At 59.9% G+C, this 21,750-nt stretch carries 15 protein-coding genes and 2 tRNA genes; 4 read left to right on the plus strand and 13 right to left on the minus strand.

The genetic code is table 11. The features are described 5' to 3' along the window. Window positions 1-203: 203 nt before the first annotated feature. The 11 genes from ACUIAF_RS04945 to ACUIAF_RS04995 form a co-directional block, all read right to left on the minus strand. Complete coding sequence (locus tag ACUIAF_RS04945) at window positions 204-1,658, minus strand: cytochrome ubiquinol oxidase subunit I (RefSeq protein ID WP_445337951.1); 1,455 nt, start codon at window positions 1,656-1,658, stop codon at window positions 204-206. A gap of 300 nt (window positions 1,659-1,958) precedes the next feature. Beyond that, the gene (gene cydC / locus ACUIAF_RS04950) at window positions 1,959-3,818 is read right to left on the minus strand and encodes a thiol reductant ABC exporter subunit CydC (RefSeq protein ID WP_445337952.1); all 1,860 of its coding nucleotides are present in this window, start codon (window positions 3,816-3,818) and stop codon (window positions 1,959-1,961) included. Window positions 3,819-3,837: 19 nt separating this feature from the next. Then, window positions 3,838-5,781, minus strand: a complete 1,944-nt coding sequence (locus ACUIAF_RS04955) for an ABC transporter ATP-binding protein/permease (protein WP_445337954.1) — start codon at window positions 5,779-5,781, stop codon at window positions 3,838-3,840. 61 nt (window positions 5,782-5,842) lie between these two features. Continuing rightward, the gene (gene cydB / locus ACUIAF_RS04960) at window positions 5,843-6,895 is read right to left on the minus strand and encodes a cytochrome d ubiquinol oxidase subunit II (protein WP_110416805.1); all 1,053 of its coding nucleotides are present in this window, start codon (window positions 6,893-6,895) and stop codon (window positions 5,843-5,845) included. A gap of 281 nt (window positions 6,896-7,176) precedes the next feature. Beyond that, window positions 7,177-8,352, minus strand: a complete 1,176-nt coding sequence (locus ACUIAF_RS04965; protein ID WP_110416804.1) for an NAD(P)/FAD-dependent oxidoreductase — start codon at window positions 8,350-8,352, stop codon at window positions 7,177-7,179. A gap of 315 nt (window positions 8,353-8,667) precedes the next feature. Then, window positions 8,668-8,739 (minus strand) — tRNA-Gln (locus tag ACUIAF_RS04970). 41 nt (window positions 8,740-8,780) lie between these two features. After that, window positions 8,781-8,853, minus strand: a tRNA-Glu gene (locus tag ACUIAF_RS04975). Window positions 8,854-8,921: 68 nt separating this feature from the next. Continuing rightward, the gene (gene gltX / locus ACUIAF_RS04980; RefSeq protein WP_445337956.1) at window positions 8,922-10,448 is read right to left on the minus strand and encodes a glutamate--tRNA ligase; all 1,527 of its coding nucleotides are present in this window, start codon (window positions 10,446-10,448) and stop codon (window positions 8,922-8,924) included. 56 nt (window positions 10,449-10,504) lie between these two features. Further along, entirely contained in the window at window positions 10,505-11,227 is a 723-nt protein-coding gene (nrdG, locus tag ACUIAF_RS04985) for an anaerobic ribonucleoside-triphosphate reductase activating protein (RefSeq protein ID WP_445337957.1), read from the minus strand. A gap of 69 nt (window positions 11,228-11,296) precedes the next feature. Beyond that, window positions 11,297-13,693: an anaerobic ribonucleoside-triphosphate reductase gene (gene nrdD, locus ACUIAF_RS04990; protein ID WP_110417106.1), complete on the minus strand. Its 2,397-nt coding sequence runs from the start codon at window positions 13,691-13,693 to the stop codon at window positions 11,297-11,299. A 347-nt stretch (window positions 13,694-14,040) separates the two neighbouring features. After that, window positions 14,041-15,045: a LacI family DNA-binding transcriptional regulator gene (locus ACUIAF_RS04995; protein WP_445337959.1), complete on the minus strand. Its 1,005-nt coding sequence runs from the start codon at window positions 15,043-15,045 to the stop codon at window positions 14,041-14,043. 401 nt (window positions 15,046-15,446) lie between these two features. Between ACUIAF_RS04995 and ACUIAF_RS05000 the strand changes: the two genes are divergently transcribed. From ACUIAF_RS05000 to ACUIAF_RS05010, 3 genes are all read left to right on the plus strand, one after another. After that, window positions 15,447-16,463 carry an ABC transporter substrate-binding protein gene (locus ACUIAF_RS05000; RefSeq protein WP_445337960.1) on the plus strand — a complete coding sequence of 339 codons (1,017 nt, stop codon included), beginning with the start codon at window positions 15,447-15,449 and terminating at the stop codon, window positions 16,461-16,463. Beyond that, window positions 16,460-17,248 (plus strand): ABC transporter permease, encoded by a 789-nt coding sequence (locus tag ACUIAF_RS05005; protein WP_445337962.1) that lies wholly within the window; start codon window positions 16,460-16,462, stop codon window positions 17,246-17,248. The genes ACUIAF_RS05000 and ACUIAF_RS05005 overlap by 4 nt, the downstream gene beginning before the upstream one ends. A 171-nt stretch (window positions 17,249-17,419) precedes the next feature. Beyond that, entirely contained in the window at window positions 17,420-18,472 is a 1,053-nt protein-coding gene (locus ACUIAF_RS05010; RefSeq protein WP_445337964.1) for a DUF805 domain-containing protein, read from the plus strand. 51 nt (window positions 18,473-18,523) lie between these two features. Here ACUIAF_RS05010 and ACUIAF_RS05015 read toward each other — a convergent pair whose 3' ends face one another. Together ACUIAF_RS05015 and ACUIAF_RS05020 are read right to left on the minus strand one after the other, a co-directional pair. Next, window positions 18,524-19,384: a hypothetical protein gene (locus tag ACUIAF_RS05015; RefSeq protein ID WP_445337966.1), complete on the minus strand. Its 861-nt coding sequence runs from the start codon at window positions 19,382-19,384 to the stop codon at window positions 18,524-18,526. An 81-nt stretch (window positions 19,385-19,465) separates the two neighbouring features. Beyond that, on the minus strand, window positions 19,466-20,122 hold the full coding sequence (locus tag ACUIAF_RS05020) for a histidine phosphatase family protein (protein WP_445337968.1): 657 nt from the start codon (window positions 20,120-20,122) through the stop codon (window positions 19,466-19,468). Window positions 20,123-20,336: 214 nt separating this feature from the next. On the opposite strand from ACUIAF_RS05020, the gene ACUIAF_RS05025 reads away from it, so the two are divergent. Further along, window positions 20,337-21,674, plus strand: coding sequence for an MFS transporter (locus tag ACUIAF_RS05025; RefSeq protein ID WP_015021314.1), 1,338 nt, complete (start codon window positions 20,337-20,339; stop codon window positions 21,672-21,674). The last annotated feature ends 76 nt before the right edge of the window (window positions 21,675-21,750 follow it).

Here is a 21,750-nt window from a genome sequence, read left to right on the forward strand (position 1 = left end):
GCCAGCCTGGTATCAGCTCTATGCCGAACATGCATAACCTCTGTCGCATCATGTTCGCCATTGCTCTCTGTTCTGATCTGAATCTCACAGCCGCTCGCCACTGATGGCAAACCTTTAAGACAGCAAATCCCCCGTTCCGAACCATACGGTCCGAAGCGGGGGATTTGCCGAAGGGGAAGGAAAGGTTTGAGGTCAGACGACCATCAGGCCAAGGCTACTCGAGCCGGTGCTCCATGCACCGTGGCAGGCTGCGGCCCATTGCCGTCATCCGGCTTGTAGAAGGGTCCCTGGTGCAGGGTTCTCCTGGTGTAGAAGACCATAACTCCGCCCAGAACCAGGAAGAGAAGGAAGTAGACGATGCAGGTGAAGAGCAGGTTCGGCACCGTGCTGGTGGGCGAAACTCCATCGGCAATGGTCTGATAACCGTAAACCAGCCAGGGATAGCGACCAAGCTCAGTCACCAACCAGCCACTGGTTGTCGCAGCGAAGGGAGCAAAGGTAAAAATACCCATAATCCAGAGCTTCCAACGCGAGGTGAACAGTGTGTTCTTCTTCTTACGTGTGAACCAGAGCACCAATGCGGATATCAGGGCAAAGGCAAACCCGATTCCGACCATCAGACGGAAGACCCAGAATAGGGTGGTAACCGGCACGTAGTAGTTCATGTCCTTGCCATACTTGGCGTCATACTTCTCGTGCAGCTCCTTATTGACGGTGTTCATGCCCTTGACGGCACCTGTCTTCTTGCCGTAAGCCAGCTGCGACATGGCTCCGGGAATCTCGACGGACCCCTCGATCTTGTGGTCCTTCTCATTGATCAGAGCCACAGCATTCCAGGGGGCGGGATCACCGGTGTCTTCATAGATGGCCTCGGTGGCAGCCAGCTTCATAGGCTGATCGGTCACGATGTACTTGCCCTGTAAATCACCGTAGGTGATCACGCAGATGGAACCGATAAGACCGAGCAGGGCGGCCAGACGAATGGACTTGGTGAACAGGTTGACCTTGGCCTGCTTCTCGGAGTCGGCCTCGACAGCAGCCACGGCCTGATCCTTGTTCCCCATGTGCATTCTCAGCAGGCTGAAGGCGCTGCAACCCATGACCACAAAGGCCCCTGTGCAGACGGCGGCAAAGAAGACGTGGGGGAACTCGATCCACAGCTGGGGATTGGACATGACATCACCGAAGCTGCGCAACCGCACATGACCAGTGGCCTGGTTGATCTCGAAACCAACCGGGTGCTGCATGAAGCTGTTGGCAGCCAGAATCCAGATGGCCGACATGGAGGAACCCAGGAAGGTCAGCCAGATGAAGACCACATGCACGGCCGGCTTGAACCTATTCCAGGTGAACATCCACACGCCGATGAAAGTGGACTCCAGGAAGAAGGCCAGCAGGGCCTCGATGGCCAGGGGGGCACCGAAGATGTCACCCATGAACCTGGAGTAATTGGACCAGTTCATGCCGAACTGGAACTCCTGGATGATGCCCGTGACCACGCCGACCGCGAAGGAGAGCAGGAAGATCTTGGACCAGAACATGGTCATCTTCTTGTAGACATCCTTCTTGGTCACCACATAGGTGGTCTCCATGATGGCGACCGCCAGGGCCAGACCGATGGTCATAGGGACATAGAAGAAGTGGAATATCGTCGTCATGGCGAACTGGAATCTAGACAATCCCAATACAGTGAACATCGTTCCTCCCAATCTCTGCAGGGTTCGTCGGGCGCGGGTACACGGGTCGAATCCGGACGGATTCAGATATGACCAGGCTTATGCCCACGAGAACCTTTCAGCTCTCCCCGACTTCGCGACCTGGTCGCTTCCACGGGCTCCGGTTTCCATACCGTCCAGTCCATGAACCGACGGCGCACGGTGACCGGTCGAGAAGCCATCCGACAAGATCGGCGACCCGACAACCGTGCAAAATTCATTGCTCGGGAAACAGCCTGATGGTCATTCAACAGGGTTCCGTCCATCTGAATCTGACTGCTTCTTTAAGTATATCCCTTGACCGGCACCATTGTCCACGTCCGAAACATCCATGCGATAAAGTTCACGGAAACGGGCGTTCTCATGGTACAAATCAACAGGTCGACCCTGCATGGCTATATGACCATCCTGCATAAAGATGACCTGGTCGGCCTCCTCCAGCCCCTGGAGGTGGTGGGTCACCCAAAGAAGGGTGCGATCCTGGCTGACCTTGAAGATCATGGCCATGAGCCGCCGCTCGGTTATGGGATCCAGACCGATGGTTGGTTCGTCCAGAAGAATGATCGGCGTGCGCTTGAGCACAATCCTGGCCAGGGCCAGACGCTGGCGCTGCCCGCCTGAAAGACGGCCGCCAGCCTCATCCACCGGCGTGTCGATTCCCTGGGGCATGTCATCTACGACCTGATCCAGCTGTACAGCCTTCAGAGCCTGGCGAACCTGATCATCATCGGCCTGGGGAGCGCCCAGACGCACGTTGGAGGCGATGGTGGTGTTGAAGAGGAAGGCCTGCTGGTTCAGGTAGCCAAAGAGCTCAGGACGCTGATCCTGCAAGGCATCGACCGGTATTCCATTGATCAGGATGCGGCCACTGGTGGGGCGCAGATCGCCTAGAAGCAGCTGAAGAACCGTTGTCTTGCCCTCTCCGCTGGGACCGAGCAGGGCCACGCGCTGCCCACCTTCGATTCGCAGGCTGAAGTCGTCCAGCAGCAGAGGGTCATCAGGACCATAGGAGAAGCTGACATGGTCGAAGACGATTGACTTGATCGGCCCCTCCAGCCTGGTCTGGGCGCTCGGCTCAATTCGCCGGGACTCGACACGCTCGGTCAGATCATTCAGGTGGTCCAGCGAGTCTGTGTAAAGGGGAACCTCGGCCACGGCCTGGGAGACCACGATGAAGCAGTCGACCAGAGGGAAAACCGCCAGGACCACGGCTGCCGCGAAGTCAGCTATGGAGGTGGAGCTGGTCATGCGCAGATCCGCCCCAACAATCAGAGCCACCACCATAAGAGCGAAAATCATCTGGATGCCGCAGTTGCGCCAGCGTTCGAACCGTTTCTGCTCTTTGCGGCCGGTGGCGATGTCGTTGAAATCACCGGACGCCGTGTCCACGAAGCGCCGCCGACGGCGGGTGATCACCCAATCCCCCAGGCCCATGTAGCTCTCGGTCACTGCCGTGTACTGGTCCTGCCGCCGTGCCTTCTCCATGTCGTAACGCCCGTCTGAATAAGCCAGCGAGACCAGCGGGACCAGAATCAGGATCAGGGCGAAAAGCAGGAAGAGCAGGAGCGAGGTCAGCCAGGAGAAGACGCCTACAGCTATGGTGACCACCACCCACATCATGTAGGCCACGACCGTGGGGAAGATGGTGCGCAGGTAGAAGTTCTCCAAGTGATCCAGGTCATCCGAGAGCATACCCAGGACCGTGCCTGTTCGCTCATGCTCGTTCAGGAAGGCCGCGTCCTGCGAGAGGGTGCGGTAGAGCTGAACCCGCAGCTTGGAAACCACTCGGAGCACCCAGTCATGGCTCTTGATGCGCTCCAGGTACTTGAATGTGGGCCGTCCGATGCCGAAGGCCCTGGTCAGGACCACCGGTACGTATACGGCGAAGATGTTGAAGGGGTGGCGGGCAGACCTGCTGATCAGGAAGCCCGAGGTGAACATCAGCCCGGCCGCGCACACAAAGGTGATGGTTCCCAGGAAGAAGATCAGAGCAAGCAGCCCCTTGTTCTGACGCAGGTAGGGCCAGAACCAATGGTCCCGGTGCCAGATATGCATGTAGCCCGACAGTCCGCGGCCGCGGCGGGAGGCCTTAGGCGATCCCATGCCGTCTCTTCCGGCGGTTTCAGTCCTGCTGGTAGTCGGCAATCTGGTTCCCTCCCATCTCATCGATCAGCGCGTCCAAGGGTCCGCCTTGTCCAATCAGCTCATGCGGATCGCCCTGGGCCACAATTCGTCCATGCTCCAGCATGATCACCCAGTCCATGTTGGCCAGCCAGTGCAGCCGGTGGGTGGCAAGGACGACCAGGTGCCCGTCCATGATGGGCAGCAGGGTCTGCTTCAGGTCGTATTCGGTCTCGATGTCCAGGTGGGCTGTGGGCTCGTCAAAGAACAGAATCTCGCGTGAGGGGTCAAGGATCCCCCTGGCCAGGGCAATTCGCTGGGCCTGGCCGCCGCTGATGCCTCGGTTGCCCTCTCCAATCCGCGTATCCAGACCATCAGACAATGTTTGCAGCCAGTCGGTCAATCCGGCTCGGTCGGCTGCACGGGCCACGGCGGCATCGTCTGCATCCTGCTTGTAGAAGCGGATGTTGTCGGCCACTGTGCCGTGGAAGATGAAGGGGTTCTGCGGAATGTAGCTGATGTGCCGCTGCCAGGCAGCCACGTTGCAATGCTCCAGCTGATGACCATCCAGGTCGATGGCGCCTGCCTTGGGCTGGTCAAAGCCGGCCAGCAGATCCATCAACGTGGACTTGCCGGCTCCAGAACGACCGACAATGGCCACCTTGGAAAAACCGCTCAGGTTGAAGTCCAGGCCGCTCAGTGCCAGAGGCTGTTCCTGCGAATCCACAGCTGCCTCGTCTCCAGTTCCCTGCGATGCCGTGGAACCGACTTCAGCCGAGGTCGCTTCCCCATTACCGTCATGAACCTTGGAAGACTTGCGCTTGCTGCCCTTCTTGCCGGACTTTTGGCTCTCGGACTTGGCCATGGCATCCATCTGCGCCCCGGCTGAAGCATTGCTCTCTACCGGCTTGGGACCAGGATAGGAGAAGTCGATTCCCTTCAGACGCAGGTGGCTGTCTTCCTTCCACCCGGACCAGTCCAGTTCCTCCAAGCGCTTGGGCTCCGGTTGGTCCAGCATATCCGCGATGTCATCCAAGGCGTTCTTTCCGTTCAGCGTGGCGTGGAAATCATCTCCGAACTGGCGGATGGGCATGAAGTACTCAGGGGCCAGAATCAGGGCCAAAAGGGCTGGAAAGAGCTCCACCTTGGCATTGATCAGATTGTTGCCCAAGAAAACGGCCATGATGGCGATTGCCAAGGTGGCAAAGAAGTCCAAAGCAAAGGTGGAGGTCATGGCGACCCGGATAACGCTCATGGTCCTCTTGCGGAAACGATCCGAGACCGAATAGATCTCGTCCTCGTACTCCTTGTCTATGCCCAACATTTTCAGGGTCGGCAGACCCAGGACCGTATCCATGAACCTGGTGTTGAGCTTGCGGAACTGAGCGTACTGCCGACTGGAACGATCCCTGGCTGCCAGGCCCAGGATGACCATGAAGAAGATAAGCAGAGGCAACATGAGCAGGAGGATGAGCCCGGAACCTGCATCCTGGGTCCAGACCACGACCAAGACAATCAATGGGATGAAGATGAGATCCATCATCTTTGGCAGGACCGTCAGCACGTAAGTACGCACCTGGTCAAGCCCATCCACCAGCATGGTGACGGCCGAGCCCGTGCCACGCCGGGCCAGAGCCGACGGCCCCAGCGAGAAGACCTTGTCCTGAATACGGGGCCGAAGTTCGGCTACGATGGCGTCGGCACGGTCAGTGGCAAAACGATCCTTGGCCACATCGCAGAGCTGTCGACAGGTGTAGGCTGCCAAAAAAATCAGCACCGGCACCACCAGCACCTTGAGGTTCTGAAGGTGCCAAATGCGCACCAGAGCCAAAGTCAACCCATAGGCCTGAACCACCACACCTATTCCCTGAACCAGGGACAGGGCAGCCAGCAGGCCCAAGGTGGACCGGACTCCGTCGAAACGGAAGAGATTCTTGTCAATCAATGCATTACCCTCCGGATGCGCTCCGGTCCTGCCAGCACTGCCCCCCTGCCTCCTTTGGCTCTCAGACGGTCTCAGCCACGGTGGCCGAAGGAGCCACAGGTGAGGTCAGATGAGCTCCATCGGTGTCCAGCCGCTTGCGCTGGATGAAGTAGCTCCAGATGAAGTAGGCCAGCATGATAGGCAGGAAGATGCAAAGCACAATAGTCATGATCTTCATGGTCAGCGGCGAGGCCGAGGCATCCTGGATCAGCAGGTTGTGTGCCGGATCGTCAGCGATCATCACCCGCGGGAAGAGCCCGTTGAAGATAAAGGCGATGATGGCCATAAGGGTGATGCCCGAGCAGGTGAAGGCGTAGCCGCCGTGCTTCTTGAAGACGGCAACGTGGCCTCCGATCACTGATGCCAGGATGATGACGGTAATCAGCCAGGTGGACAGGGGACGTGCCTTGTAGAAGTCGGTGTTGAAGATGGCCAGGAGCACGAAGACGACCAGGGCCGGATAGGCAATCCAGTAGGCCTTCTCGCTGACGTTGAGCATCCGGCGGGAATCCATGGCACCCAACTTCAGGCTCAGGAAGTGCAGGCCATGAACAAAGCTGAAGAAGACTACAGCAATGCCGCCGACTACAGAGAGCCAGTTGAACACGTCGAAGAACCCGGGCCAGGCATCGCCGTTCTTATCCATAGGGATGCCCTGGATCAGGCTGGTCAGCATCATACCCAGGAAGAATGGCGCGAAAAGCGAACCGATGAAGTTGGCCCACTGCCAGACACCACGCTCGCGGCTAGTCAGCGCATGGGAGGCGAACTCGAATGAGACGCCACGCAGAATCAGGGAGACCAGCACCAGGAAGAGCAGGAGGTAATACCCCGAGAAAAGGGAGGCGTACCAGAGCGGGAAAGCAGCAAACATCGCACCGCCGGCTGTAATCAGCCAGACCTCGTTGCCATCCCAGTGGGGGCCGATAGCCCTCATGAAGGTGGCGCGCTCATCACCGTCACGGGCCACGAACCTGGTGGCCATGCCAACGCCGAAGTCGAACCCTTCAAGCAGAAGGAATCCCGCAAAAAGCAGGCCGATGACAAAGAACCATAAACCTTGTAGAAAACTCATGCTAATGCCACTCTCCTCTCGCTCCTGCCGATCCGCGCACTGGCACGGGAATCTCCGCCATCCGGACGGAAGCGACAATGAGCCGCTGTTTCCGTCGGAATGAGGAGGAGCAGGAGGTAGTCAATGATGTCGATGGACGCAGGGCCGATGGCCATCGTCGCCCAGAACGATCCAATCCGAGACTGGGACGGGACGAACATGCGCCGCTTCCTCATGACCTGAATCATGTTCGTCCTCTTCTCCCTCGTCGTCTAGCCCTTTACGTCCCTTGAGACGCTGGTTCAGTTGCTCTCCAACATGGTACGCACGTCAGCCAATTCCAGGACCGACCGCTCGTTCACGATCCACTTCAGGACCGAGACCACCTTGCCCTTGAGCTTCAGCGTGCCCATACGGTCGATTTCGGCAACCCCGGCGTGGGGACCGAGAGAGCACACGGTCCCCAGGCTTCGGAAGGTGAACCGTTGGGGCTCCTGCCCCCGCATTCTGGCGAGGACATTCGCGGCCGCGGTATCAGCCTGGGCCATCGAAATCTGTGCAGTGGTTGGGTAGAGCCGACCCGATTGGGGGTCGGGAACGGCACTGACATCACCCACCAGGAACTCCTCTGGATGCTGCTCCACCGACAGGTCATCCCTGACCACTACACGGTTACGTTTCTGATTATACCCGGAATCGGCAATAACGTGGCTCCCACGCACACCCGTTGTCCAAATGATCGTATGGGCCTTGAACTCCTGGTCATTGGAGACCACGGCATCCTGCTTGACCTCGGTGATGGGAGTCGAGGTGTGGAAGTTGACCCCCCGCTTGCGCAGGTAATCCACAGCCCAGTCGACCAGATCCTGGCTGAACATGGGCAGAATCTTGGGCGATGCCTCTATGCAGTCCACCTTGACCTGATCCATGGGGAAGCCCAGGCGCTTCGAGAGCTGAGGCAGCCGGTAGACCAGCTCGCCCAGATACTCGATGCTGGTGAAGCCCGCGCCACAGACCACGATGCTCAAATCCAGCGGATCATGGCTGGTCTGATAGCGAGCCAGCGTCTGCTCCAATTTCTTGCGGGCCGCCAAGGCAGTGTCCACGTCGACAAGGGGCCATCCATATTCATCGGCCCCCTTGATGCCAAAGGTCTCGGACTCAAAGCCCAGGGCGTTGACCAGGTAGTCGTAGGACAGAGGATCGTGATGCTCCAGGCTGACCTTGCGGTTGTCCTGATCGATGCCGACCACCTTGTCGACAATCAGCTCCACCGAATCAGGCAGGGACTTGCGCAGGTCGAAGACCACGTCCGCCGGTTCCTTGGTTCCCGCCGCCACCTGGTGCAGCTGGGTGGACTCGTAGTGGTACTCGTTCTGATTGACCAGGACTATATGGGCATCAGTCTTTGCATGAGCCAGCTTCTTGACCACGCGAAGACCCGCATAACCAGCTCCCAACACCATGATTGTCGTCATAATCACACACCTTTACCGAAAAAATCGTACAATGATTCATATACCGGGTGATGTTGCCCGATCAGCCGATGATTGGGTTCATCACTCAAGCTTCTATGCTCAAAGTATCAGATTCCATCATCGGAAACTCTGACATAGCAGTTTGCCAGGCCTCCTCTTTTTGTTTGCTTGCTCACACCGTGAGTAACTCTCGTGGATACCACTGGCCGCCGCTTTGCAAACCAGAGGCATTCCTAGAATCCATGGTAATGCTTAAATAAGAAGAGCGGAACACCGTGTCGGTGCTCCGCTCCCTGGGACTCTATGTCTCTACTGCTGGGGTACCTGGACTCGAACCAAGAATGGATGAACCAGAATCACCTGTGTTGCCAATTACACCATACCCCAATTGGCTGTGCGACAATCGCTTGGACGGTTGCCACATGTCGTACCCCCGACCGGATTTGGACCGGTGTTGGCGCCGTGAGAGGGCGTAGTCCTAGACCGCTAGACGACGGGGGCTTCACTTTTCGCCGCGTACGAACCCGGTTCAACAGGTCAGTAGCACAACAAAAAAGAAATATACCCGCTCATAGGTTTTGGCGCAAGTTGGCCAACCTTCGGAGTGTTGTGCTCTTGCCTAGGATCTCCAGGGACTCAAACAGGGGCGGCGATACCCGCCTTCCCGAGACCGCCACCCTGATTGGGCCGAAGGCCAGACGGGGCTTATAGCCGCCCTCATCCACCAGCGCTTGAGTGAGAAGGTCGTGCAGGTGATCGGCCTTCCAATCCTGCTCGGACACATTCTGCAGGGCGGCAGTGGCCAAATCCAGAACCTGTCCGGCCGAATCCTTGAGCTGTTTACGGGCATCCGGTTCAGGCTCGAGGTACTCCTCCTGGCTGAGCAGACTGCCTACCATCCCGGACACTTCCTCCAGCAGACGTACGCGAGGCTGGACCAGGGGGGCGGCAGCACTCAGAATCCGCTGCTCCCGATCGCTCAGGTCCTGCCAGCGCACGGCACTCACCAGCCCGTCACGCTTGAGGTAGGGCAGGGACCGGTTCAAGAAGTCCTGTGGCTCCAGCATGCGGATGTGCTCGGCGTTGATGGCCACGGCCTTGTCGATGTCGAAGTGCGCCGGATTGGCTTTGACGTCGCGGATGTCGAAGTGCTCAACCATCTCCTCCATGGAGAAGACATCCCGGTCTGGGCCGATGGACCAGCCCAGAAGAGCCAGATAGTTGAGCAGGCCTTCAGGAATGAAGCCGTGCTCCCGGTGCAGGAAGAGGTTGGACTCAGGGTCGCGCTTGGACAGTTTCTTCTTGCCCTGGCCCATGACATAGGGCAGGTGTCCGAACAGAGGCATAGCCCGGGCTATGCCCAGCTTCATCAGGTATCGGTAGAGGACGATCTGCCGGGGGGTGGAGCTGAGCAGATCCTCGCCGCGCAGGACCACATTGATGTGCATCAGGGCATCATCGACCGGGTTGGTCAGAGTATAAAGGGGATCGCCGTTGGGGCGCACAATCACGTAGTCGGGCACGGACCCGGCCTTGAACTCGATATGCCCGCGAATCAGGTCGTCGAAGGCGATGTCTTCGTCGGGCATGCGAATGCGCAGGGCGGGACGGCGGCCCTGATCGCGGAAGGCCTGACGCTGCTCGTCGCTCAGGTCGCGATCGTAGCCGTCATAGCCAAAAGCGGCCGGGCGACCGGCGGCCAGGTTGCGCTCCCTGATCTCCTCAGCGGTGGAGTAGGACTCATAGGCATAACCGGCATCAAGCAGCTGCCGGGCCACATCGCGGTAAATGTCGCCACGCTCGGACTGTCGATAGGGGCCATCCGGGCCGCCGACCTCCACGCCCTCATCCCAGTCCAACCCCAGCCACTTGAGGGCCTCCAGGATCTGCTTGTAGCTCTCCTCGCTGTCGCGCTGGGCATCGGTGTCTTCGATGCGGAAGACGAAGGTGCCATGCGAGTGCCGGGCCTGGGCCCAGTTGAAGAGTGCTGTTCGAACCATGCCTACATGCGGGGTGCCAGTCGGCGAAGGGCAGAAGCGGACCCTAAGATCCTTAGGCAGGTCGGGTTTGGCGTCGTGATCATGCTCATCAGTCATGACACCCATTGTGCCCCGGCAAGGCGACGTAGGACAATACAGAGCCGGAACTGGTATCAGCCCCGCTGCTGCTCCTGCTGCCGGCCCTTGCTGTAGGTCTCCGGAATGAACCTGGTCTGGTCATGCAGCTTGGGCCAGATGACCACCCGGCCCTGCTCCAAGGAACGCGGCACGTCTATGATCCGCTGGTTGTCCGAGCCCCGGAACTGGAGCAGGCTGTTCTTCCGATTCTCCAAGTAGCGTCCGTCCACCAGCACATCAAGATAGGAGATCAGCTGAGCCTTGTCCGGGGTCTCCCCCGGCCGGTTCAGCTCCTCCCAGGTGTAGCCGGTCCAGCACCAGATATCCTTCTCATGGCCGAACTCACGCCTGATCCGCTCAGAAAGGCCGAGCAGCATGGGAGTGTTGAGCAGAGGCTCACCACCCAGGTAGGTAATGCCCTGCACATAGGACAGCGACAGATCCTTGACGATGCGGTCCTCAAGCTGCTGGGTATAGGGGTGTCCGGCGCCGAAGTCCCAGATGGATGCGTTGTAGCACCCCTGGCAGCGGAAGGGGCAGCCGCTGACGTAGAGGGAGCAGCGGATCCCCTCGCCGTCGGTCATGACCAGACGCTTGTAGTCCGCCACGATTCCCCGACTGAGCCGACGACCGTCCCACTGGCCGGCCTTGGGATTGTTGGTCAGCGCGGAGGGAACCCCTGGACCGCGCCCCTGCTCATCAGCGGCGAAGTCACGGTGGCCGCCTGTCTTTCTCATGGCTCCCTGTTTGTCCGTCATCTGATCCTCCTCATGACAATGGCGGGCCGCAAACTACCCGGCCCGCCATTAACTGCGCCTTGTCAGAGCCTATTCGGCCTTGTCGTCGAACCACTCCTTGGTGGATCCATCCTTGAGGACCACGTGGCCGGTCTCGCCCTCCATATGCTTGACGCGGTGGGCAATCTCCTCGTGCCTGCCGTGGACCATGGGCCGCTGGACGGGGTTGCCAAGATAACCGCAGGTGCGCTTGGTCACGTTGCACTTATCAGGATCGTCGTTGCCGCACTCGGGGCACTTGAAACCCTCCTCGGTGGGCTCGAAGTCACCCTCGTAGCCGCAGACGAAACAGTGGTCGATGGGGGTGTTGGTGCCCAAGTATCCGATGCCGATGTCGTAGGCGTAATCCCAGACCGCCTCCAGGGCCTTGGGATTCTGCTGCATGGAGGGGAACTCGCAGTAGTTGATGAACCCACCGGAGGCCAGGTAGGGGAAGTCCCGCTCGTAGCTGAGCTTCTCCATGGGCGTGGGTCGCAGCCAGACCGGGTAGTGGAAGCTGTTGGTGTAGAAGTCGTGGTCGGTGACTCCGTCGACTACGCCGAACTTCTCCTTGTCCATCCGGGCGAAGCGGTCAGTCAGCGACTCAGCTGGAGTGGAGTAGACCGAATAGTGGTATCCCTCAGCCTTCTCCCACTGCTTGCAGAGCTGATTCATCCGGCGAACGATGCTCAGGGCGAACTCCTTACCATCCGGATCCCAGGAGTGGTCCTTCATCCAGTCCTTGCCGTAGAAGACGCTGGTGGCCTCGTAAAGGCCGATGTAGCCCAGCGAAACGGTAGAGCGGCTGTTGCGGAAGAGGGTGTCCACACTGTCGGTCGGCTTCAACCTGCCGAAGGCGCCGTACTGGTAGAGGGTGGGTGCGTTGATGGGCGTAGCCTGCTTGCAGCGCATGATGCGGAACTGCAGGGCGTGGTGGGCCACCTCCATGCGCTGGTCGAAGATCTTCCAGAAGCGATCCTTGTCGCCTCGGGACTCCAGAGCAATGCGGGGAATGTTGACGGTGACGACACCCAGGTTCATGCGGCCGTCCTCTTCATCCTCGCCCGTCTCAGGGTTGGTCCAGGCCTGCAGGAAGGAGCGGCAGCCCATGGGGGCCTTGAAAGAACCGGTGATCTTGACCAGGTTCTCGTAGAAGACCACGTCAGGGTACATGCGCTTGGTCGAGCACTCCAGAGCCAGCTGCTTCATGTCGTAGTTGGGATCGCCCTCGTCCGCGTTGAGGCCGTGCTTGATGGTGAAGACCAGCTTGGGGAAGATGGCGGTGTGACGGTCCTTGCCCAGTCCGCGGATACGAATCAGGAAGATGGCCCGCTGAATCTCACGGGCGAACCAGGATGTGCCCAGGCCGAAGCCCACGGTGACGAAGGGGGTCTGCCCGTTGGAGACACGGTTGGAGTTGATCTGGTACTCCATGGTCTGCATGGCATCGTAGATGTTCTTGCGGGTCAGGATCTTGGCATAGACCTGACGCAACCGGACAATCTGCGGAGCGTCCAGATCGAAGGGGGCGTCCTCGCCGATAGGGGCACGATCATCCAGGTGGAGCCAGTCGGCCTCCCGGGCCTTGAGGCCGCGGACGACATCCTTGGCCACGTCGATGGGCTCCTCGTCCGGTAGGACGGCCTCAGCCATGGAATAGTTCTTCTTGTAGTCCAGACGCGCGTACCTGTCCAGCATCTCGTCGCAACGATTGACGGTCTGGCCACCGTACTGGGATCCGGCGATGTCCTTGATGATCTGGGTGATCTGCGTGGCGGCCGTACCGATGGACTTGGGCGAGTCCATCATGGCATTGCCCAGCTCAAAACCGTGGGCCAGCATATCACCGAAGTCGGGCAGGGAGCAGTTGGTCTCGGCCGTAAAGGGCGAGTAGTCCGCGTCGTGGAAGTGGATGTCGCCCTTCATATGAGCGTTGGAGACATCCTTGGGCAGCATGGCGAAGGCCGAGGCCTTGGAGACCGCGCCAGCCAGCAGGTCGCGCTGAGTTGCGTATACGTTGGCGTCCTTGTTGGCGTTCTCGCGCACCAGAGTCTCGTCCTTGCTGGTCAGGCGGTGAACGGCCTCGTTGACATCGGTGGCCTTGGCACGCTGAATGTCACGGTCTAAACGGTATGAGGTATAGGCGCGCGCAATCTCATAAAGATGGGCATTGACCAGGGCATGCTCGACCAATGTCTGGATGTCCTCGATCTTGACCGGGTTGGTGTAGCGATCGGTGATCTCGGACTGAACGGTCAGGGCCATACCCCGGATCTGCTGACGATCCTCGGGGCTGACCTCGTGTTTGACATCCTTGAAGGCGGCTTCGATGGCATTCATGATGTTGACGGGATCAAAATCGACGATCCGGCCGTCGCGCTTCTCGACCAGAATGCCATCGACAGCATCGCGATCCGAAATGCCACGCTCCTTCACGCTATCGGTCATGACCTCAGTATCCATCGTCGCTCCTCATACGGTTCATGCGGTTACTCATGTGCGGTTACTTTGGCGTTCCCAAATTCCGTACTGGGAACGGCGAATCACATGGATGTCATTCTTAATGACAAGACTCACTCTATCACGTCGTGACCACCATATGTAGTGCCCGAGAATGATTCGTTTCCCACATCTAGTAATTCCCAGGTTTTGTGACCTGAGTCACAAAGAGCGGGGTCTGGACAAGGGCGGCAAATGGCCGAAAGGCCGGTAGAGGTCATTTACAGGAAGGAGGCAACCAGCCGACACGCACATATTTTGTCGAGACCCGACCCCTGCATCAGGCGGGAACCGGCCTAAGTCAGCAGACCCCGTGGCACGAAAAGGGTTTGGGTGCGCAGCCGGCGATCCACGCTCATGCCCTCCGGAGCCTGTCTCCCCGGCTCAAGCATGGACAGGAGCATGTCAACGCCCTGCCGGCCCATGCGATCCACCTGCTGGGAGATGACCGAAACCTGGGGACTGACCAGCTGAAAGACCTCCAGGTCATCGAAGGAGACCAGAGGCACACGCGAACGCTGGTCGCTGTCCCACTCCACGGCGACGGCCTTGATGGCATCGGCCGAGTAGCCGAAGATGACCGCATCCACCCCTTGACCGAGCAGGCGGCGCATGGTCGCAGCCGCCCGGGGACGGTCCTCGAATCCTTGGCGGACCACCAACCCCGTCAGCCCCTGACGGGCATCCACGCCGGACAGAAAAGCCTGCTCACGCTCGCGGAAGGTATAGGAGCGGCTCTCCGGGCCCGGGACAAAGGCCACTCGCCTGCATCCCCTGGCTGCCAGAGCGTCCAAGGCCGCCTCCAGGCCGGGCACAGGGTCGGAATCCACCAGAGGGACACCGGGCAGGGTCCGGTCGGGACGGTCCACGAAGACCACAGGGAATTCCCTTGCCAGCATGGTGCGCAGCATGGGCGACGTTGGCCCGTCAGGAACAACCAGGACACCGTCCATATGCCGGGACAGAAGGGTGCGGTAATAGTCCTCCTGCCTGCTGGCCCGGCAAGAGGACACGCCGATCAAGGGCGCATAGCCTGCCGAATAGAGCTGGTCCTGGACGGCGTAGACGAGCTCGGAAAAATAAGGGTTGCGGATGTCGGGGACCAGCAGGCCTACGGCATGCGAGCGCGAGGATCGCATGGAACGGGCTCGGCTGTCGGGGATATATCCCAGCTCCATGGCCGCCCTGCGGACTCTGTCCTTGGTGGGCGGGGAGATGCGCCCCTTGTCGTTGAGCGCCTGGGAGACCGTGGATACGGACATGCCCGCCTGCTTGGCCACATCACTGATGGTCACCGACATGGGAACCCTCCGTCGAACCCTACCGAAATCGGTTGTCTTGCTCCGGACGAGACCGACAGCGGTCGGCCCGCACGGACCTCTCGTGAGTCTCCAGTATAAGGGCAAATGATGCAACCTTTCATCACGGCGAGGCAGGACCGGCTGGGTTGGACTAGAGTGGTCTTGTTCGCGCGGCTGGTGGCAGCAGCCGTAGCACACATCGCAGAATTCCATCGGTCAAGACCGTACCGGATCGTCGCGCGGGCTCCTCACCTTCCCGTAGCGGCCCCGATGCGGATGGGCACCAGGGGTGCCGGAGAGGCAAGGTGACAGTGATGAGCATGTCGGAGAACAGCGGCTTCAGGAGAATTCCCGGCCACAAACTGATTGTACGGGCGATCGCCCTGACAGCAGCGTTCTGTATGGCAGCTACGAGCGCAGCCTGCGGGACCAAGGGGGCAGACGACAAGGCCGATGATGGCTCCAAGCTCTCCTTCATGCTGGACTGGACGCCCAACACCAATCATGTGGGCATCTACGTGGCCCGGCACCTGGGTTACTTCGACAAGGCCGGCCTGAAGCTTACCATCCTGCCGACGGCTCAGGCAGGGGCAGAGACCTCCGTTCAGAACGGGGTCGCCGACGTCGGCTTCTCCAAGCTGAGCAACCTGGCCACCTTCAACTCCCAGGGATCTGACCTGCGGCAGGTCTTCAACATAGGCCAGCATTCCGTGGCGCGCTGGTGCTCGCTGGCCTCGCGCACCGACATCCAGACCCCCAAGGACTTCGACGGCAAGACCTTCGTCAGCTTCGGCTCGGCCGAACAGACGGCCGTGGTCAAGCAGATGATCCGCTATGCAGGCGGCAAGGGCGACTTCAAGCGGGTGACCAGCGGCACCAACACCTTCGCCACACTGACCAGCGGCAAGGGCGACTTCGCCGGTTTCTACGCCAACTGGGAGGGCGTGGAGAGCGAACTCAAGGGTCCGGCACTGCACTGCTTCACCCAGGCCGACTGGGGAGTTCCCGGCAACCCCGACCAGCTGGGCTTCGTGGTCAAGAATTCCTGGCTGCAGCAGGCCGGCCACCGTCGCGCCCTGACGGCATTCGTCAAGGCCTGCCTGAAGGGATACAACTACGCCCTGAGCCATCCCGACCAGGCGGCGGACATCCTGGTCAAGGAGACCAAGGGATCGGCCATCGACCCGACCCTGGCCAAGCGCTCCATGGAGAGCATCGTCAAGGAGGGATACTGGGTTGACAGTCCAGATCAAAGAAGCATTACCGGACTGATCAACGTCAAGGATGCCCAGGACTATCTGGACTTCCAGTTCAAAGCGGGCACCTATCGGGACGCCAAGAAGGGCGACCCCAACAAGGCTCCTCAGGCCACGGACTTGTGGACCGATCGCTACGTTCGGGAAGCAGCCGATCGATGAGTGTGCGGAAGCAGAGCAGAACCCGGGCGCTGCCTCCGACTCTCACCCTCTTGGCGCTGTTGATCATCTGGGAACTTACCGCCCGCCTGGGCGGAGTCAGCGAACAGGTTCTTCCAGCGCCCAGTCGAATCCTAGTTGCAACGGTGCAGTCCCGTGAGGACCTGCTGCCCGCTACCGCCATCACCGCCCTTGAGGGCCTGCTGGGCTTCGTCCTGGCCTCAGTCCTGGGAATAGTGGTCGGCCTGGCCCTCTATAGCTGGCGAACCCTGCACGATGCCCTCTACCCACTGATCGCCGGCGCCCAGATGATTCCTCTCATCACCATCGCTCCCCTGTTTGTGATCTGGTTCGGGTTCGAACCCCTGGGCAAGGTGGTCATCGTGGCCGTCTTCGCCCTCTTTCCCGTAGTGGTCCAAACCTACCGGGGACTCAAGTCCGTGCCCCGCTTCTATCAGGACGTGGCGCTGAACTGCGGGGCAACCCGGACCTGGACCCTCTGGCACGTCAAGCTGAGGGTTGCCGCTGGGCAGATCTTCGGCGGTCTGCGCATCAGCGCCGCCTATGTCTTCGCCACCGCGGCCACCTCGGAGTATCTGGGCGCCAGGAACGGCCTGGGCATATGGCTGCAGTCAGCCTTCAACTCCTTCAGAACCCCGCTGATCTTCTCGGCCACCCTTGTCATCATCCTGCTGACCGCCCTCCTGCTGGGCCTGATCACCTTGACCGAGCGGCTACTTCTGGGCGATGCCGGCGACGACCATATGGTCAATCCGGACGACGAGTGAAGAGTCTTGCAACAGCAATCACATACCGAATCCGACAGATCGGTTCAAGTAAATGTGACGAGTCCCCGATCCCCTGAGCTATCCATGACCGGCAAGCAGAAGAGCAGGCCTGCCATAATAGGGATGAAGTCAGATCCGGAATAATCAACGGAAGATGAGAGGGACGATACCATGAGCCATTCAGACGATACGAACAGTGGGAACCAGGCCCCCAATGACCAGGGTTCAGCTGATCAGGGTCCGGGCTACGGCTGGCCCCGGAACAATCCCGCAGACGGATCCGGCTCAGGACCCACAGCCTACCCGAACCAGCCCCAACCAGGACAATCCGGCTATGCGCCGGCAGCTTCGGATCAGAGCAACATCTACCATCCGATCGAGGAAACGCAAAGACCTGCCGACGATTACCGCCGGGAACAGCCATATCAAGGGCAGCCATACGGTCAACAGCCACAGGCTCAACAGTCAGGCTACAACCAGCAACAACCCTATGGTCAACAGTCCAATGAACAGCAGTACTACGGACAGCAGCAGGCACCCTACGGTCAAGTTCCGAATCCCGGCCAGGCCAATGGCCAGCCCAATGGTACGACCCCGCCGTCTGGCTATGCATCGGACAACTCTTATCAATCGCCTGAAGGTTGGTCGCAGGCAGGCTACCAATCGGGATATCAGGCAGGGTACCAGCCCGGACCTCAGGTCCCTCAGTATCCGGCCTATCCCTATGCGGATGCCGGTTTCAACGGCGAGCCTCCGCTGAACGCACCCTGGTACGGCATTGACTTCGTAAACGCCTGCAAGCGTTTCTTCGTCAAATATTCCGTCTTTTCCGGGAGGGCCTCCCGCGGGGAATTCTGGTGGGTTTTTCTAATGATCTTCCTCATCGACTTTGCGATTTCGATCATCACCTCAGGATCCGTCTTTGTGGGACGAATCCTATCCTTCCTGGTCGCCCTTGGACTTTTCATACCGAATCTGGCCGTGGGCATACGGCGACTTCACGACACCAACATGTCCGGATTCTGGATACTCCTGCCCTTCGTAAGCGAGCTGGTGGGTGGCATCCCTCTGGTCTTCGCCATCGTGGCTATCATCGACGGGCATCCAGGGTCCTCGCTCTCCCTGCTTGGCTTGGGCGCATTGATCATGATCGCCGGAGCAGTCGCCGGGATCATTCTGCTGGCCCGACCCAGCGATCCACGAGGAGCCCGTTTCGATCGCTGAATCCACCCTGCCCTTCGCCTTGACCGATGCCAAGGCGAAGGGCGGAAGGTCTTAAAGCTCCACAGGAGGCTTGTTGGGATCCTCGGGCACATGGGCGAACTTGGCCTGCAGGGCTTCGCGGCTCTTACGCTCGTCGTCCTCCTTGGCCTTGCGCTTGGCCTCCTCGGGGTCCCAGAGCACCTCTTGACGATGGTGATCCCATTCAGCGCCCACAAGAGGGGCCAGCAGGTCGGCGAAAGCCTGGGGATCATCCAGCACCTTCAGGGCACGGACTACATCCTCGTCAGACAGGAAGGCCCGGGGAATGCCCAGTCGCTCGTTGAGCTCATTGACATAGACCAGGACCGGCGCGGCGGCTGCAGCATGGTCAGGGTCAGCGCCTGCGCGTTGAAGCAAGTCCCGGCATATCTCCAGACTCGTAGCCAGGGCCTGGGCCACCCCCTCCTTGTTCTGAGGAGATTCGGGAGATTTGTTCCGATCGTCCAGGGACTGCTCAGCCTTGGCCGCACCCGCAACCACATCCTGCCGCCGAGCCTGGTCCCAGCCGCTGCCCAAGGTTTCAGCCAAATCCGCAAGCATCCGGGACTGGTCGTCCTGCGCCTGTGAAGCCGCCTCGATGGCATCGTTGGCCGCCATGAGCGCATCCACTAAATCCTGGGGACGACCGGGGATATCCTCAGCGCCCTCATAGACATATTCAGCGTCGGGGATGGTCACATCCTCACCCGTCATCAGCTGTGCCAGCACCATGCTGATGCGCACCTGCAGGTCCTCCGCGTATTTGGCGTCGTTGGCCAGATGCTCGGCACTCGTCAAGGGCCAGAGGTCGACCAGCCTGGCCCCCTGTTCAGCTGCCTCGGCCACAGTGGGCCGTCCGGCTATTGCCTCCGCGCCCGCCTGTACATGCACCATGATCATCACACTCCTTCATCGGGTTCTCGGACAGTCATCCACGACAGTATCCCCAGCTATCCTAGGCCGCTCAAGCGGTCTTTACACGCCTGCCGCCGGGTTCGCGTAGGCGATTCCCAGCAATTTGCCGGTTTCACAGTCCAGGGTAATGGAGGTCACCGAAGCCAAGGCAGTGGCTCTAAGGAGCATATTGTGCTCGGGATGGCCGGTCTCCAAGAGATGACGATACGACCAGATAGGCGATTCATGCGAGACGGCGAGAACCTGTGCGTCAGGATGGCTGCGGACCACCTGCCGGGCGAAATCCCCCACTCGCCGGGCGATCTGCCGATAGGACTCCCCCCAGCTGGGACGGCGCAGATCCAGAATCAGCCGCAGGTTGGAGGGTCTCCAGAGGGCCCCCTGCCCGTGCCCGACGTGCTTGCCGCGGAATTCATTGCCAGCCTCGATCAGACGACGGTCGTAGATAGGCTCCAACGGTTTCAATCCGTGCCGGACACGAGCGGGATTGATCTGCTCAAGCAGGATGTCCGTGGTCTCCCTGGTCCTGTCCAGTGGTGAGGAATAGACGGCTTCCAGATTGCGCATGCCGGGAGCCTCGGCCATAAAGCGGGCTGTCGCATCTACCATGGCCCTGCCTCTGTCAGACAGATGGAATCCCGGCAATCGCTCATAGAGAATATGATCGGGATTATCAACCTGGCCATGACGGACGAAATGAATGGTCGTCGCAGGCACGACCCACCTCCCAAGCTCCCCGACGGGCCCCTTAAGTGACCATGGCGGGGGGTAGAATTATCACTATCCGAATGGCACCGATCAGGCGCCAATATGGTTACCACTGTAGCAGTCCCCCCAGCATCCCCACTTCCTTTTCGTGCGTCTAGAAGGTCTTGTGGAAAACATGCTTCGGGACCGTGAAAACACCCAGGGAAAGCGAGACGAACAGCCCATGCCACGGCAACTGAAGGCGGCTCTGGTCGAAGCCGGTCACAGAGTCTTCGGAGGATACTCAGCGCTTCTGCGACTGCCTCATACGGCGCGGTTCGCAGTCGGATCGGTCATTGCCTCCATGCCCTTCCCCATGGTGGGCATGACCATCACCATCTCGGTGCAGCATTACTACGGCAGTTATTCCCTGGCCGGAGCCCTGACCGCCATCCAAGCCGTGGCCCTGGCCCTGGTCAGCCCCATGCTGGGCAAGTTGGTTGACAAGTTCGGCCAGCGACAGGTCTCCATCCCCACGGTTCTGGTCTGGATTGTGGCCGCCACGGTCCTGATCACAGCCATCACCGCCCACGCTCCCACCTGGGTGCTCTATTTGGTCACTCCCTTCATGGCAGCCATTCCGCCCTGGGGCGCCATGAGCCGCAGCCGGTGGACACATCTGCTGCGAGGCGACCACCGGGCCACCAACCAGGCCCTGTCCCTGTCAGGCGTCTTCGACGAGGCCATGTGGGTGATCGGTAATCCACTGGCTTCCATACTGGCGGTCATTTCAGGCGTGTTGGCTTTCTCCTTCACCGGGATCTGCGTGCTGGTCGGAGCCTTTATGTTTCTCTCCTGCCGGGAAACCGAGCCGCCCTCGCAGACGGACATGGCCCGCGCCCAAGGGATCACCCGCAAGGAGTACCGGGAGCGGCAGGCTCAGCAGGTGTCTCATCTGCGGGCACAGGAGGGCAGGAACGACCGCAGCAGCGCCTTCTGGAGCGCCGGCATGATTGCCGTCTGCGCCACCTGGTTCGGTCTGGGAGCCTTCCAGAGCGCAGCATCCATCTCCATCATCGCCTTCGCCACCGAGCAGGGGATGAAGCAGATGACCGGGTTCGTCTTCGCCTGCTTCTCCTTCAGCTCCCTGGTCGGTGCCCTGCTGTACGGGGCCAAAAACTGGACCATCCCCCTCTGGAAGCGTTTCTACTTCTGCCTGCTGGTGGTCAACCTGGGCATCGGAACCTTCATGTTCGCCAGAAATCTCTGGACCATCATGGTCATCTATCTGATCATCGGCGTCTGCCAGGCACCCACTTGGATCAATGGCAACCAGCTCATGCTCCACCTGGTGCCACCCATCCGCTTCACCGAAGGCATGGCCTGGCTGAGCGCCATGAATTCAATCGGGTCTTCGGCCGGTTCGGCTGTGGCCGGGCAGTTCATCGACCGCTACGGATCCCAGGGCGGATTCGGTGTAGTCACTACCCTGGCTCTGGCCTCGCTGGCCATCGCTTTTGTAGGCTTCCGTCAGATCCGCAACAGCACCGAGGAGCCCATTCTGACCGAGCTGCCCGCCTGAGGGCGTAACGTAAGGCTTTTGCACACAAGCGGCTCCTGGTACCCTGACAGCACAGGAGGAATGATTGAATGGGCTA

This window comes from Bifidobacterium sp. ESL0822, from assembly GCF_052606675.1.